General features: G+C 64.0%; 10 protein-coding genes. 3 read left to right on the top strand and 7 right to left on the bottom strand.

From position 1 onward, the window contains the following. Positions 1–4 precede the first annotated feature (4 nt). Complete coding sequence (locus tag BI327_RS34155; RefSeq protein ID WP_076865760.1) at positions 5–1,813, top strand: glycoside hydrolase family 15 protein; 1,809 nt, start codon at positions 5–7, stop codon at positions 1,811–1,813. 233 nt (positions 1,814–2,046) lie between these two features. Here BI327_RS34155 and BI327_RS34150 read toward each other — a convergent pair whose 3' ends face one another. Next, the gene (locus BI327_RS34150; protein ID WP_245335015.1) at positions 2,047–2,997 is read right to left on the bottom strand and encodes an MBL fold metallo-hydrolase; all 951 of its coding nucleotides are present in this window, start codon (positions 2,995–2,997) and stop codon (positions 2,047–2,049) included. 104 nt (positions 2,998–3,101) lie between these two features. Here BI327_RS34150 and BI327_RS34145 point away from each other — a divergent pair, with 104 nt between their 5' ends. Beyond that, positions 3,102–4,043 (top strand): LysR family transcriptional regulator, encoded by a 942-nt coding sequence (locus BI327_RS34145; RefSeq protein WP_076865898.1) that lies wholly within the window; start codon positions 3,102–3,104, stop codon positions 4,041–4,043. A 126-nt stretch (positions 4,044–4,169) separates the two neighbouring features. Beyond that, on the top strand, positions 4,170–4,469 hold the full coding sequence (locus BI327_RS34140; RefSeq protein ID WP_076865759.1) for a hypothetical protein: 300 nt from the start codon (positions 4,170–4,172) through the stop codon (positions 4,467–4,469). Between the two features lie 39 nt (positions 4,470–4,508). Here BI327_RS34140 and BI327_RS34135 read toward each other — a convergent pair whose 3' ends face one another. The 6 genes from BI327_RS34135 to gnd all read right to left on the bottom strand — a co-directional run bounded on the left by BI327_RS34135 (position 4,509) and on the right by gnd (position 13,462). After that, positions 4,509–8,387, bottom strand: coding sequence for a beta strand repeat-containing protein (locus tag BI327_RS34135; RefSeq protein WP_076865758.1), 3,879 nt, complete (start codon positions 8,385–8,387; stop codon positions 4,509–4,511). A gap of 338 nt (positions 8,388–8,725) precedes the next feature. Further along, positions 8,726–9,541, bottom strand: a complete 816-nt coding sequence (locus tag BI327_RS34130; protein WP_076865757.1) for a Cof-type HAD-IIB family hydrolase — start codon at positions 9,539–9,541, stop codon at positions 8,726–8,728. Further along, positions 9,538–10,026 (bottom strand): gluconokinase, encoded by a 489-nt coding sequence (locus BI327_RS34125; RefSeq protein WP_076865756.1) that lies wholly within the window; start codon positions 10,024–10,026, stop codon positions 9,538–9,540. The genes BI327_RS34130 and BI327_RS34125 overlap by 4 nt, the downstream gene beginning before the upstream one ends. Positions 10,027–10,156: 130 nt before the next feature. Further along, on the bottom strand, positions 10,157–10,912 hold the full coding sequence (pgl, locus tag BI327_RS34120) for a 6-phosphogluconolactonase (RefSeq protein WP_076865755.1): 756 nt from the start codon (positions 10,910–10,912) through the stop codon (positions 10,157–10,159). Between the two features lies 1 nt (position 10,913). Beyond that, the gene (gene zwf / locus BI327_RS34115) at positions 10,914–12,407 is read right to left on the bottom strand and encodes a glucose-6-phosphate dehydrogenase (protein ID WP_076865754.1); all 1,494 of its coding nucleotides are present in this window, start codon (positions 12,405–12,407) and stop codon (positions 10,914–10,916) included. Positions 12,408–12,478: 71 nt separating this feature from the next. Continuing rightward, positions 12,479–13,462: a phosphogluconate dehydrogenase (NAD(+)-dependent, decarboxylating) gene (gene gnd / locus BI327_RS34110; protein ID WP_076865753.1), complete on the bottom strand. Its 984-nt coding sequence runs from the start codon at positions 13,460–13,462 to the stop codon at positions 12,479–12,481. Positions 13,463–13,467 lie beyond the last annotated feature (5 nt).

Raw genomic sequence — 13,467 nt, 5'->3', positions numbered from 1 at the left:
GCGCGTGGCCTCTCGGATCGAAGACTATGGACTGATCGGTGATTGCGAGACCACGGCGCTGGTCGGCCGCGACGGCTCGATCGACTGGCTGTGCTGGCCGGCGTTCGATTCCGACGCCTGCTTCGCGGCGCTGCTCGGCACCTCGAAGAATGGCCGCTGGCTGCTGGCGCCCGCCGAGGCGATCAAGCAGAGCTCGCGCCGCTATCGGGACGATACGCTGATCCTGGAGACACGGTTCGAGACCGACGGCGGCGTGGTCGCTCTGATCGATTTCATGCCGCCGCGCGGCAACGCCTCCGACGTGGTCCGCCTCGTTCGCGGCATCAGCGGCCGCGTCAAGATGCACATGGAGCTGGTGATCCGCTTCGGCCTCGGTGTCGATGTGCCCTGGGTGAAGAAGAATCCGGACGGCGAGGGGCTGCTGGCGATCTCAGGGCAGGACATGACCGTGCTGCGCACGCCGATCGAGACCCGCGGCAAGGACCTGACCACGATCGCCGATTTCGAGGTCGGCGAGGGCGACACCGTGCCGTTCGTCCTGACCTATGGCGCATCCTTTCAGCCGGTCCCGCAGCCGATCGATCCCGAGGCGGCGCTCAGGGACACCGAGGACTACTGGAGGGGATGGTGCAGCCGCTCGACCTATGACGGCAGCGTGCAACGCGACCTCGTGATGCGCTCGCTGATCACGCTGAAGGCGCTGACCTTCAGGCCGACCGGCGGCATCGTTGCGGCGCCGACCACGTCATTGCCGGAAAAACTCGGCGGCGCGCGCAACTGGGATTACCGGTTCTGCTGGCTGCGCGACGCCACCTTCACGCTGCTGGCGCTGATGAATTCGGGCTACACCGAGGAAGCGGCGGCCTGGCACAATTGGCTGCTGCGGGCCGCGGCCGGCGCGCCTGCCAACATGCAGATCATGTACGGCATCCTGGGCCAGCGGCGCCTCTTGGAATGGGAGGCCGGATGGCTGTCCGGCTATGAAGGGGCGCAGCCGGTGCGAATTGGCAATGCGGCGCATGCGCAGCTTCAGCTCGACGTCTATGGCGAACTGATCGACGCCTTCCATCAGTCCCGCATGGCCAGGCTGAAGCTCGACGAGGAGAACTGGTCGCTCGAGTGCACCGTCGTCAGTCATCTCGCCGATGTCTGGGACCAGCCCGACCACGGCATCTGGGAGCTCCGCGGCGAGCCGCAGCACTATGTGTTCTCCAAGGTGATGTGCTGGGTCGCCTTCGACCGCGCCATCAAGAGCGCCGAGCGGTTCGGTTTCAAGGGACCGCTGGTCAAATGGCGGGTGCTGCGCGAGGCGATCCATCGCGATGTCTGCCAACGGGGCTTCGATCCCGGCCTCAACAGCTTCGTCGAGAGCTATGGCTCAAAACTGCTCGACGCCAGCCTGCTGCTGTTGCCGTCGGTCGGCTTCCTGCCGCCGGACGATCCGCGCATCCGCGGCACGATCGACGCGGTCGAGCGGCACCTGATGCGCGACGGCTTCGTGCTGCGGCACGATCCCCGCGAGGTCTCCGATGAAGTCCAGCCGATCGAGGGCGCGTTCCTGGCTTGCAGCCTGTGGCTCGCCGACGCCCACGTGCTGGCGGGAGACGTCGACAAGGCGCAGGCCATGTTCGATCGCGTGGTGGCGGTCGCCAATGATCTCGGCCTGCTGGCGGAGGAGTTCGATTCCGGCGCCGGCCGGCAGACCGGCAACTTCCCGCAGGCGCTGACCCATATCGCCTTGATCAACACCGCGCACAATCTCAGCGCCGCCCGGGCCGACGCCGAGAAGCCGGCGGTGCAGCGGTCGACCTGACGCGCGGGGACCAAAATATCGAAAACAACCCCATGCAAAGGAGCCGGCGGCTGCCGGCGCTCGACAGGAGCTTGACACGTCGGGCAACTCAGGGGTACATTTCCAATATTCCGAAATCGTCGCTCGTTGGCTACGTCGCTTTGCTTCCATAGCGACGCAGTTCGTACGGCAGCGCAGCATGTCGCGATGGGCCATTTGCGGATGTTTGTGCGTGGCTCGCGACATGTAAGCACTCAAGGCTGATGACCTAACCTCACAATCATCTGCGGGTGACGTTCACTCAGGGCCTTCAACGCGAGCAGACTCTTCCGCTCGTCGTCCCGGTCGTATGTATAGCTGCCGGGTTCGACACCGTGCTCCCAGCCCCAGCGGGTATGGCAAGCGTCGCCAGTGAGGAGCACTGGACCGGACGGAGTGCGGGCAAGATACGAGACATGGCCAGCAGTATGTCCGGGGGTCAGGATTGCAAACAACGAGCCGTCACCGAAGACGTCGATCACGCCTTCGAACTTCCCATCCGGATCCTTGGTGAACTGAAACTCTTGAATCGCGGGTCTGCCTTCAAAGAAGGCATCTTCCATCCCCTCGACAAAGAAGTTCTCGATCTTCTTTTCCGCAGCTTCTCCGGGACCTGTATAGAACGGCACATTCTTTGGGATGTCTGACATCCCGGAGATGTGATCGAGATGAAGATGGGTCATGAGCACCCCTTTGAGGGGAGCCGCTTCCGACTTGATGGCCGATAAGGTGTCTTCCCGGACTTGCATCTTGTCGAGCTTGGCGAAGTTGCGCACCACCCATCCAACTCCCAAGCTCTTGGGGTCCGCGACAAACTGCTTCGAGACGCCGGTATCGACCATATAGAATCCCTGCGTCGGATGCCGCACGAGATGTGTGTAGATCTGGATCAGCTCCTCGTGATCCTTGAGCCCCGCCTGAATGGCTTGGGGGTCCTTCAGATTGATCAGCCCGGACAGATCGGCGACCCAATCTGCACTGGCGACCGTCTTGACCTCAATCGGTCCCGGCTTGTCAATCAACGCCTCCATAGCCGACGCGCTGACCGGTTTGCCGAGGCTGGCAGACGTCGATGGATGGGACGTCTGTGCGCATGCGGAAAGCGCGATGACGGCAAGCGAACCAATGAAACACTGTCCTAACTTACGGAGCATGATCTTCCTCATTTCTGCTGCCGCTTTTTGCCGTGGACAGTGAGAATAGCAATCGTCTAAATTCCTATATGGCCATACATAAATGAATGGCCGGCCACGAGCCAAGGAGAGCGAATTTGGACCTTCAATGGGACGACTTGCGGATATTTCTCGCCGTAGCCGATGCCGGGAGTCTGAGCGCAGCGGCGCGTCACCTCAAGGCTAGCCAACCCACTCTGAGCCGGCGGATTGCAGAGATGGAGTACTCGCTCGGCGAGCCGCTTTTCGTTCGCAAGAATCAGGGCATCGCCTTGACGAAAACCGGAGCAAGGCTGCTTCCGGCAGCCCAAGGCATGGCGCAATGGGCGACTGAAGCCACTCGCGCGCTCGATGCGAAGAACTCGCCCGTGAGCGGCCGCGTGCGCATCACGGCGGCACCATCGTTCGCCTTCGATTTCCTGGCTCCAATGGCGGAAAAGCTCAAGAGAGGACATCCACAGATCACTCTCGAAGTTCTCGCCAGCACCGAACGGCTGAACCTCTCGCGCGGCGAAGCAGATATCGCGCTCAGGAGATATCCTTCGGATGATCCCGATCTCATCGCGGTCGATGAAGTTGTCGTTCCGATCGGCGCCTACGCGAGCAGGGACTACGCACGGAGATTGCCTGCGAAATATGATCTGCGAGACCTCGACTGGATCTCATGGGCCGGAGCGCTCGAGATGGTGAGCCCCAATCCGGAGTTCGCCGCCAGGATTCCGAATTTTCGTCCCGCCTTTGCGTCGGACGATTACAGCGTGCAGGTCGCCGCCTGCCAAGCCGGTGTCGGCGCGATGATCCTTCTGAAGACCTCCCATCGGCTCAAACGACCCGGCGAACTCGTGGAGCTGGAGGTTGCGCTTCCAACCTCACTACGCGCGGAACTCGCGATCATCTGCCACAAGCGTATGGTGGAGTTGCCCAAGGTCAGAACCGTCTTGGACCTGCTTCGGCAAGAGTTTGCTGATTTGAGAAAGCGCCAAGGCGCGCAGAAGCTCCGAGTGGCGACACTAACAATCCCAAGGAAGGCCAGAAAATAGCAAAGCAGCAGACTACGTGCGCGTCCCGTTACGGAACCAATATCGCAATCGATAAACTTCGATCTGCTCGGCAAGTCTTTCTTTGGAATGAGCCGATAAGACCTTCAGGCACGAAGGTTTACATTCATGTACTTCCTCGCCGCCTGTCTGATCGTGGTCGTCTTGAGTTTCCAGGTATCGTTTCGTCGATCCTGGAATCTGTCACGGAACTCTCGGATGGCTGCCCCGGCCCAGCGGCTCGCAGCGCGGCGGCGGGCACTTTGGCCCGCACTCTGCGCCATGATTTGTACGCTGCTGGTGCTGATCGGATTTGATCATGTTCAAGACAAGCTTGGACTCTCCGCAACGACCAATCTCATGATGCTGGGTGCCTCATTCTCCAGTGGCTGGTTTCTTGGCGTCATTGCCGGGATAGATTGGGATTGAAGCAGCGATCAACAGTTTGTCAGTCCCCGCTCCGGTCCCTCAGGACAGGTCGACCGGCGGATATGGCGTTCCCGGCGGCACGCCGAGATAAAGGTACTCCAGGCCGAATTTGGCGGCGAACGCCGAGGCCGTGTCATCGAGCAGGATCTGTCCCCCCGCATTGACGTGCAGCTCCGGCCGCGTGAAGCCATTGAGCGTGAACGCCGGCAGCGTCTTCTCGTTGATGAAGAGATCGTCGAATGTCTGCGACACATTGTCGAGGTCGGCGAGGTTGCCGGCGAGGTCGGTCACGACGGCACCGTTTGCATTGAAGCCGGTGATCGCCAGCGGCGACGTCGGCGGATCGCCGGCCGCCACGATGTGATCAAACACCAGCTTGCTGGCATCGCCGAGCAGGGCGGTGGCCGCGGCATCGAAGGTCGCGGTGCCGCCGTCGTTCAGCGAGAGCGTCGGCGATCCGCCCGCGAGTTGAACGGCCTCGTCGAAGTCGAGGGTGAATTGAATGAGCGACCCGGCGGTCTGCGTGCCGCTCGCGGGCGTTGCGGTGATGTCGGCCAGATGGGGCGCGATCGTGTCGATCTGCAGGATGCCGGCAGGGTTGCCGATCGCGCCGGCAAGGTCGGCGTCGTTGCCGGCCTGGTCCTTGATCGTGCCGCCGTTGAGGTTGGCGGCCGTCACGGCGAGATCGGCGGTGTTCTCGCCGGCTCCAACGGTATACTGATAGATCAGCGTGTTGCTGCCGCTGCCGCCGACATACTGCGCGATGCCGCCATCGTTGAGCGCCAGCGTCGGGGCGCCCGTGACATTGACGGCCTCATCGAATCCGAGCGTGAGCGTGATGAGCGATCCCGCCGCTTCGTGTCCGTCCGATGGCGTTGCCGCAACGCTGGTCGCGTGCGGCGCAAGGGTGTCGATCTGTAGCGTGCCGGCCGGATTGCCGATCGCGCCTGCAAGATCGGCGTCCTGATTGAACGCATCCTTCATGGTGCCGCCATTGAGGTCGGAACCGATGATGGCGAGGTCGGGCGTGTTTTCGCCGACGGCGACCGTGTACTGGTAGCTCAGCGTGTTGGTGCCGCTGCCGCTCACGAACGTCGCGATGCCGCCGTCGTTGAGCAGCAGATGCGGTTGACCGGTGACCGTGACGTTCTCGTCGAACGTCACCGTGAAGGTCACGACATGACCGGCATTCAAATCGCCGGACCCGGCCGTGATCCCGGTACCCGAGGTGGTCACCGCGGTCACGCTTGGTCCGCCGAAGATGAAATCGTCGGCGCTGAGGTCGGTCTTGGTTACGTTGTCCAGCGTCAGGACGTTGCCGCCGCCGAAATCGATGACCGTGTCGGTGCCGGCCTGCGTGGCCAGCGCGAGCACGGCCGCGAGATCGTGAATGCCGGCTGCCTTGAACGATCTGAGATCGACCTTGTCGTCGGTGCCCGCGCCGGCGATGAAGTCGGTGACGACGTCGGATCCGCCGCCGGCCTTGAAGACGTAGGTATCGTCGCCGGCTCCCAGGATGATCTGGTCATCGCCGGCGCTGCCGGTGATGACGTCGTCGCCCGCACCGCCGTCGATCACGAGCTTGATCGACGCGGCGCCGAGCCCGGAGGCGTCGATGACGTCGGCGCCGCCGAAGCCCTCGATCGTCAGCTCATCGTTGGCGGCTTCCTGTCCCAGGATCGCGACCTCGGCAGGCAGGCCGTCGACCAGAATGGTGCCGCCGCTTTGGGTCACCATGATCTGATCGACCCCGCCTGTGCCCTCAACCGTCACGGTATCGGCTGCGCCGTCGCCGGTGCCGCTGCCGGCGGTCGCCGAGAGGTCGACCAGAACCTGCTTGACGTCGGTGCCGGTCAGGTCATGGACGGTGACGTGATCCGCGCCGCCAAGGGCATGGAAGGCGATCTTCTCGATGCCGTTGAGGTCCATCGTGATGCTGGCGACGTCCCGGGTAAAGCGCACCCGTGCGCCGTTGGCCGAGATGTCGATGTTCTCGGCGATATTGGCGCCGTTGAATTGCAGCGTGTCGGTGCCCGCCTGTCCTTCGACCGTGTCGCTGCCGTCGCCGGGATTCCAGATGTAGGTGTCGTCACCGGCGCCGAGCAGCGCGACGTCGTTGCCTTGCCCGCCGGTCACCGTGTCATTGCCGGCGCTGCCGACGATGACGTCGTTTCCGGCGCCGCCATTGATGGCGAGCGCGATCGATCCGGCCGCGACAGCGGATGCGTTGATCTGGTCATCGCCGCCCTGTCCGTTGATCTGGAGCACGTCGGTTGCGTCCTGACCGTGCACCAGGATCTCAGCGGCTAGGCCGTTGACCAGGATGTCGTTGCCGTTCTGGGTCACGGTGATGGTGTCGGCGGCCGCGGTGCCGTTGGCGATCACCGTGTCGAGCGCGCCATCGGGGTTGCCGCCCGTGGCGGACAGGTCGATCAGAATCTGTTGCGCGTCGGTGCCGGTGAGGTCGTTGACCGTGATCGTGTCCGCGCCGCCGAGCGCGTGAATATCGATCTTCTCGACGCCATTGAGGTCCATCGTGATGTTGGCGACGTCGCGGGTCAGCCGGACGCGGGAGCCGTTGGCCGAGATATCGAACTTCTCACCGATATTGGCGCCGTTGAACAGCAGCGTGTCGGTGCCGGCCTGTCCTTCGACAATGTCGCTGCCGTCACCGGGATTCCAGATGTAGGTGTCGTCACCGGCGCCGAGCAGGGCGGTGTCGTCGCCGCGGCCGCCGGTCACGATGTCATTGCCGTCGCCGGCTACAATGAGGTCGGCGCCCTGGCTGCCGATGATCGTATCGTTGCCGTCACCGGCATCGATCGTGAGTGCGAGCTGTCCCGCGGGGAGCGCGGAGGCGTTGATGGTGTCGTCGCCGCCTGACGCATTGATCACCAGTGAATCATTGGCGCCTTCCTGCCCGATGATGGTGACGTCGGCAGTGAGGCCGCTCACGACGACGTTGGCGCCGACAAGCGCAACCGTGATCTGGTCCGCGTTGTTGGTGCCGTCGACGGTCACCGTGTCCGCGGCGCCGTCGCCGCCGCCTCCGCTGGCCTCCAGGTCGATCGTCACGTGCTTGACGTCGGTGCCGCTGAGGTCGTTGACGGTGACCTGGTCGGCGCCTCCAAGCGCCTTGAAATTGATGTTCTCGATGCCGTTGAGGTCCATCGTGATGTTGGCGACATCACGGGTGAAGCGTACGCGGGAGCCGTTGGCCGAGATGTCGATCTTCTCGGCAATGTTGGCGCCGTTGAACTGCAGCGTATCGTTGCCGGCTCCGCCCTCGACCGTGTCGCTGCCGTCGCCGGGATTCCAGATGTAGGTATCGTCGCCGTCGCCGAGCAGGGCGGTATCGGCGCCGCGTCCGCCGGTGACGACGTCGTTGCCGGCGCCGCCGATCAGGAGGTCGTCGCCATCGCCGCCGGTGATGGTGTCGTTGCCATCGCCGCCATCGAGCGTGAGCGAGATCAGCGCGGCCAGTCCGTTGCCGGCCGTGATGACGTCGTCACCGCCGCCGGCGTGAATCTCGAGCTTCTCCGTCGTGCTGAAGTCGACGGAGAACGGATCGGGGCTGGTCCGGTTGAGGCTGACGTGAGTGCCGTTGGCTGCAATGACGAAGACCTCGCCGGTGTCCTCACCGTCGATCACGGCGGTGTCGTTGCCCGTTCCTCCATCCAGCGTGACCGGCGGCAGCGCGCCCTGGCTTGCGTCGAGCGTGACGGTGTCGTTGCCGTCCTGGCCGAGGATGTTGATGGCTGTGGTGTTGGCCGTTGTCGCGGGGCCGCCGGTGATCGGAACTGCCCCGCCGTTGACTGCGATGACACCGGCTGCATTCCGGCTCGTGGTGATGAGGTTGTCGGCGGCGTCGCCGAGGACGGTGAGGACTCCCGCGGCGAGGTCGGCGGTAACGGCCATGAATGCACTCCCAGTAAAGATTGGCGTATCCGGGGCCGGACTCGCCGAACTGATGTGATCGGCTGCCTCAGGAAAAATTCCTGGATGCGAGCAACAGCAAATGAATGTGAAGCAGTTGGTTTTCGAACTCCTCGATCGCGGGGCGACAGACCGGTATTTCGCTAGGTCGCGTGGAACCGCGGATCGGTCGCGCGATCAGCATCATCAGCGGCAATTGGCCGCGCGATCAGCGTGACGCGATCACATGTTCAGTGTGACGCGATCGGATGTGGCGGACTGTAATGAGGATCACGTTGCGGCCCGCGTTCGGTGACGCGGGGGGCGATGATCCGGACGCTTCAGCGAAGCTGCAACACCACGTCCATCGCGCGCGCGAAACCGTCGTGCTCGTTGGTCTCGGTGACATGGGTGGCGCGCGCCTTCACGTCGTCGCTGGCATTGCCCATCGCAAACGAGACGCCGCTCTTCGCGAACATCGGCAGATCGTTCTGCATGTCGCCGATCGTGGCGACATTCTCGAGCGACACGCCAAGCCGTTTCGCGATGCCTTCGACGAAGGTGCCCTTGTCGTGGCCGGGCGGGGTGACGTCGAGATAGTAGGTCTGCGAGCGGACCGCGGTGGCATCGTGGCCGACCATCTGCTGCATCTCCTTTTCGCAGCGTTGCAGCAGGGGCGCATCCGAGCTCGCGCCGACGATCTTGCAGGCCTGGTCGAGATAGGGCGTGAAATCGTCGATGATGGTCGGATCGTGCTTGATCGTGTGCTGCTCGTGGGCGGTGTATTCGCCGTCCGGATTCCGCGTCAGCCAGCGGTCATTGGTGAACAGCCAGATGTCGACGCCGCGATCGCGGAGCAGATCGACGCAGCGCCTGGCCACGGCAGCGGGGATCAAATGCTGCTCGATCGGCTTGAACTGCGGATCGACGATCGAGGAGCCGTTGAAGGCGCCGATCGGCAGATTGATCGCGAGTGGCGGGACGAGGAAGCTCATTCCGATCGTCGGGCGGCTGGAAACGATGGTGAAGCCGATGCCGGCTTCATGCAGCTTGCGCACCGCAGCCCTGGCGCCGTCGGTCAGGGTCTTGTCCTTGGTGAGCAGCGTGCCGTCGACATCGGATACGACAAGGGCGATGCGGGTCGGGATACTGTTCATGGGCGGTCCAGCTTCAGTTGACTGACAATGTCTTCGATGATGCTGTCGACCGGACGGTCGATCGCAACGGTGATCGGGCGCTCGTCCGGGGTCGGCGGCTCCAGCGTCTTGAACTGGCTGGTGAGCAGGCCCGGCGGCATGAAGTGATCCCTGCGCGCGGCCAGCCGCGCCGCGATCAGCTCCTGCGTGCCGTCGAGGAAGACGATGCGGATATCGTCGCGGCCGTGCACCAGGATGTCGCGATAGGCGCGCTTCAGCGCGGAGCAGGCGATGACGGCACGCTGGCTGACGCCGCAGCTGCGGTCGATCTCGGCGGCGATCGCCCGCAGCCAGGGCCAGCGATCCTCGTCGGTGAGCGGCTGGCCCGAATGCATTTTCGCGACGTTGCTCGGCGGATGAAAGCTGTCGCCGTCCTCGAAGCGCCAGCCGATCCTGATCGCGAGGCGGTCGGCGATGGTGCTCTTGCCCGAACCGGAGACGCCCATCACGACCAGTGCGCAGGGGTTTTGCCCGTCACCCAAGAAAGTCACCCAAGATCCCCTTGTTTGAGCATGATCTCCGCGCAAACGCCTTTGGCGTTTGTCGCGAGAGAAAACCGGTTTCCACTTTTCCGGGTCATGCTCCAGCAAAATCCTCCGGCAGCGCGGCCTGGTCGATCAGCCAGACGGTCTCGCCCAGCGATCGTGCGCGGTTTGCCGGCAGGTTCTCGCCTGCGAATAGGCGCGTCAAGATCGCGCGCTTGTTTTCGCCCGCCACCTCGAACAGCATCTCGCGGCAGGAGGCGAGGGCAGGCAGCGTCAAGGAGACGCGCGGCACGAACGGCTCGACATTGGCCTTGGGCACCCCGACCACCCAGCGCCGGGTTTCCTCGACGGCGGGATAGCCGGGAAACAGCGAGGCGGTGTGGCCGTCGGGGCCGATGCCCATCAGCACCAGGTCGAACAGCGGCCGCTGCGAATCGAGCTGTTCGGCGCCGTAGAAGGCCATCAGCTCGTTCTCATACAGCGCCGCGCTGACGTCAGGATCCCTGAGGTCGGCGGTGTCAGTCGCGATCGGGTGGACATTGGCGGCCGGGGCGCAGCGGTCGAGGAAGGCCTGGCGCGCCATGCTCATGTTGTGCAGTGGGTCCTTGCGCGGCACCAGGCGCTCGTCGCCGATGAACCAGTCGATGCGGTCCCAGGGAATCCGCCGGCGATAGTCGGGCGTCGCCAGCAGCTGGTAGAGCGCCTTCGGGCTGGAGCCGCCGGTGAGGCAGATCGCGATCCGGCCGGGGTTCTCGTCGATCCTTGCGATCACCCGCTCGGCGGCCGCCTTCGCCAGCGCCGCCGGATCGGCGACCGTGATGATCTTGCGTTCGCCGCCCGCGGTCATGTCAGCCCAGCTTTCGCCAGCTGCGGCCGTCGCGCGTCAGCAACGCGTTGGCGGCCTCCGGGCCTTCGGTGCCCGCCTTGTAGGGTTGCAGGCCACGCCCGCCGGCATTCCTCCAGGCATCGAGAAAGGGCTGCACCGCTGTCCACCCGGCCTCGACGCTGTCGGCGCGCTGGAATAGCAGGTTGTCGCCGATCATGCAGTCGTAGATCAGCGTCTCGTAGCCGGTCGACGGCTCGGCCTTGAAGTAGTCCTTGTAGCGGAACTTCATCTCGACGCCGTCGATGTTGATGGCCGGGCCCGGCACCTTGGTGTTGAATTGCAGCTCGATGCCTTCGGTCGGCTCGGTGGAGATGACGAGGTAATTCTGCGACAGGCGGTCGACCGCGGTGTCGCGGAACATCGCGAACGGTGCCTGCTTGAACTTGATCGCGATCTCGGTGCGCTTGGTGGTCAGCGCCTTGCCGGTGCGCAAATAGAACGGCACGCCGGCCCAGCGCCAATTGTCGATGGTCAGCTTCAGCGCGGCATAGGTCTCGGTCCAGCTATCGGGCTTGACGTCCGGTGTCTTCAGATAGTCTTCGATCTCGTTGTCGCCGATCCGGCCGCCGCGATACTGGCCGCGCACCGAATTGGACAGCGCTTCCTGCTCGGTCTGGGTCTGGATCGCGCTCAGCACCTCGGCCTTTTCCGAACGCACCGCATGGGCATCGAACCGCGCCGGCGGCTCCATCGTCACCAGCGACAACAGTTGGAACAAATGGTTCGGCACCATGTCGCGCAGCGCGCCGGTGGCATCGTAGAAGCTGCCGCGATGGCCGACGCCGATCTTCTCGTCGACGGTGATCTGGACATGGTCGATGTGGTTGCGATTCCAGATCGGCTCGAACATGCCGTTGGCAAAGCGCAGCACCAGGATGTTCTGGACGGTTTCCTTGCCGAGGTAATGATCGATCCGGTAGATCTGGTGCTCGTCCATCAGCTTCAGCAGCGCTGAATTCAGCGCCCTGGCCGAAGGCAGATCGGTGCCGAACGGCTTTTCGACGATCAGCCGCCGCCAGGCGCCGTTCTCCTCCAGCATGCCGGTGCGTCCGAGCTGCTCGCTGATCGGCAGGAAGGCGCTCGGCGGGGTCGCGAGATAGAACAGGCGGTTGCCGCCGGTGCCGCGTGCCTGCTCGAGCTTGTCGAGCTGCTCGTTCATGGCATCGAACGACGCCGGATCGCGCGGGTCGGCCTCGATCGAGGTGACGCATTCGAACAGCCGCTTCGCGATTGCTTCATCCACCGGACGGGTGGCAAATTTGCGCAGGCCCTGCATCAGGCTGTCGGTCAGCTGCTCGCTCGAGATGCCCTTGCGGACAATGCCGACGACGCAGAATTTCTCCGGCAGCAGATTGCCGGCGGCAAGATTGTAGAGTGCCGGGACGACCAGCCGGTGCGTCAGATCACCGGTGGCGCCGAAGATGATGAAGGAGCATGGATCGGGTTTCTTCTGCACGTGACCTTCCGTGGTAAATTTCTCGACGCGTTCTTCACGCGAACCGGTGCCCACTTCGCTCGACAACGCTTTCAAGCCTTCTTCGGCGGCTCCTTGTGGCCGCCGAAACCTGCGCGCATCGCCGAGAGGATCTTCTCGGCGAAGGTGTGGTCCTTGCGCGAGCGGAAGCGGGTGTAGAGCGCGGCCGTCAGCACCTCGGCCGGCACCGCCTCGTCGACCGCGGCATTGACGGTCCAGCGGCCTTCGCCGGAATCCTCGACAAAGCCGGAGTAATTGTCGAGCGTGTGGTTCTGCGCCAGCGCCGAGGCGGTGAGGTCGAGCAGCCAGGACGGGATCACGCTGCCGCGCCGCCACACTTCCGCGATGTCGGCGATGTCGAGATCGAAGCGATGATCCGCCGGCAGCGCCTCGATATTGGCGTTCTTCAGGATGTCGAAGCCTTCGGCATAGGCCTGCATCAGGCCGTATTCGATGCCGTTGTGGATCATCTTGACGAAATGCCCGGCGCCTATTGGGCCGGCGTGGATGTAGCCCTGCTCGATGCGCGGATCGCGGCCGTCGCGGCCGGAGGTACGCGGGATGTCGCCGATCCCTGGCGCCAGCGTCTTGAAGATCGGGTCGAGCCGGTCGACGACGGGTTTGTCGCCGCCGATCATCATGCAGTAGCCGCGCTCGATGCCCCAGATGCCGCCGCTGGTGCCGACATCGACGTAGTGCAGCCCGCGCTCCCTCAGCGCCTTGCCGCGGCGGACGTCGTCCTGCCAGAAGGTGTTGCCGCCGTCGATGATGACGTCGCCGGGCTGCATCAGCTTCGACAGCGCCTCGATGGTGGCTTCGGTGATCTTGCCGGCCGGCAGCATCACCCAGGCGGTGCGCGGCGTCTCCAGCTTGAGGACGAAGTCCTCCAGCGACGCCGAACCGGTGGCGTTGTCGGCGACGAGCGCCGCGACTGCCTTCGGATCCTTGTCATAGACCACGGTGGTGTGGCCCTGGGTCATCAGGCGGCGGACGATGTTGCCGCCCATCCGCCCGAGGCCGATCATGCCGAGTTGCATCTTTG

Origin of the sequence: Bradyrhizobium mercantei (assembly GCF_001982635.1) — a bacterium.
Classification (GTDB): domain Bacteria; phylum Pseudomonadota; class Alphaproteobacteria; order Rhizobiales; family Xanthobacteraceae; genus Bradyrhizobium; species Bradyrhizobium mercantei.
This window is presented reverse-complemented; position numbering and strand designations above follow the sequence as displayed.

What these genes read in the sequence shown, in the direction of transcription:
- BI327_RS34150 (WP_245335015.1), bottom strand. Translation starts at nt 2,997, where the DNA reads ATGAGGAAGATCATGCTCCGTAAGTTAGGACAGTGTTTCATTGGTTCG.
- BI327_RS34140 (WP_076865759.1), top strand. Translation starts at nt 4,170, where the DNA reads ATGTACTTCCTCGCCGCCTGTCTGATCGTGGTCGTCTTGAGTTTCCAG.
- BI327_RS34135 (WP_076865758.1), bottom strand. Translation starts at nt 8,387, where the DNA reads ATGGCCGTTACCGCCGACCTCGCCGCGGGAGTCCTCACCGTCCTCGGC.
- BI327_RS34130 (WP_076865757.1), bottom strand. Translation starts at nt 9,541, where the DNA reads ATGAACAGTATCCCGACCCGCATCGCCCTTGTCGTATCCGATGTCGAC.
- BI327_RS34125 (WP_076865756.1), bottom strand. Translation starts at nt 10,026, where the DNA reads ATGGGCGTCTCCGGTTCGGGCAAGAGCACCATCGCCGACCGCCTCGCG.
- pgl (WP_076865755.1), bottom strand. Translation starts at nt 10,912, where the DNA reads ATGACCGCGGGCGGCGAACGCAAGATCATCACGGTCGCCGATCCGGCG.
- gnd (WP_076865753.1), bottom strand. Translation starts at nt 13,462, where the DNA reads ATGCAACTCGGCATGATCGGCCTCGGGCGGATGGGCGGCAACATCGTC.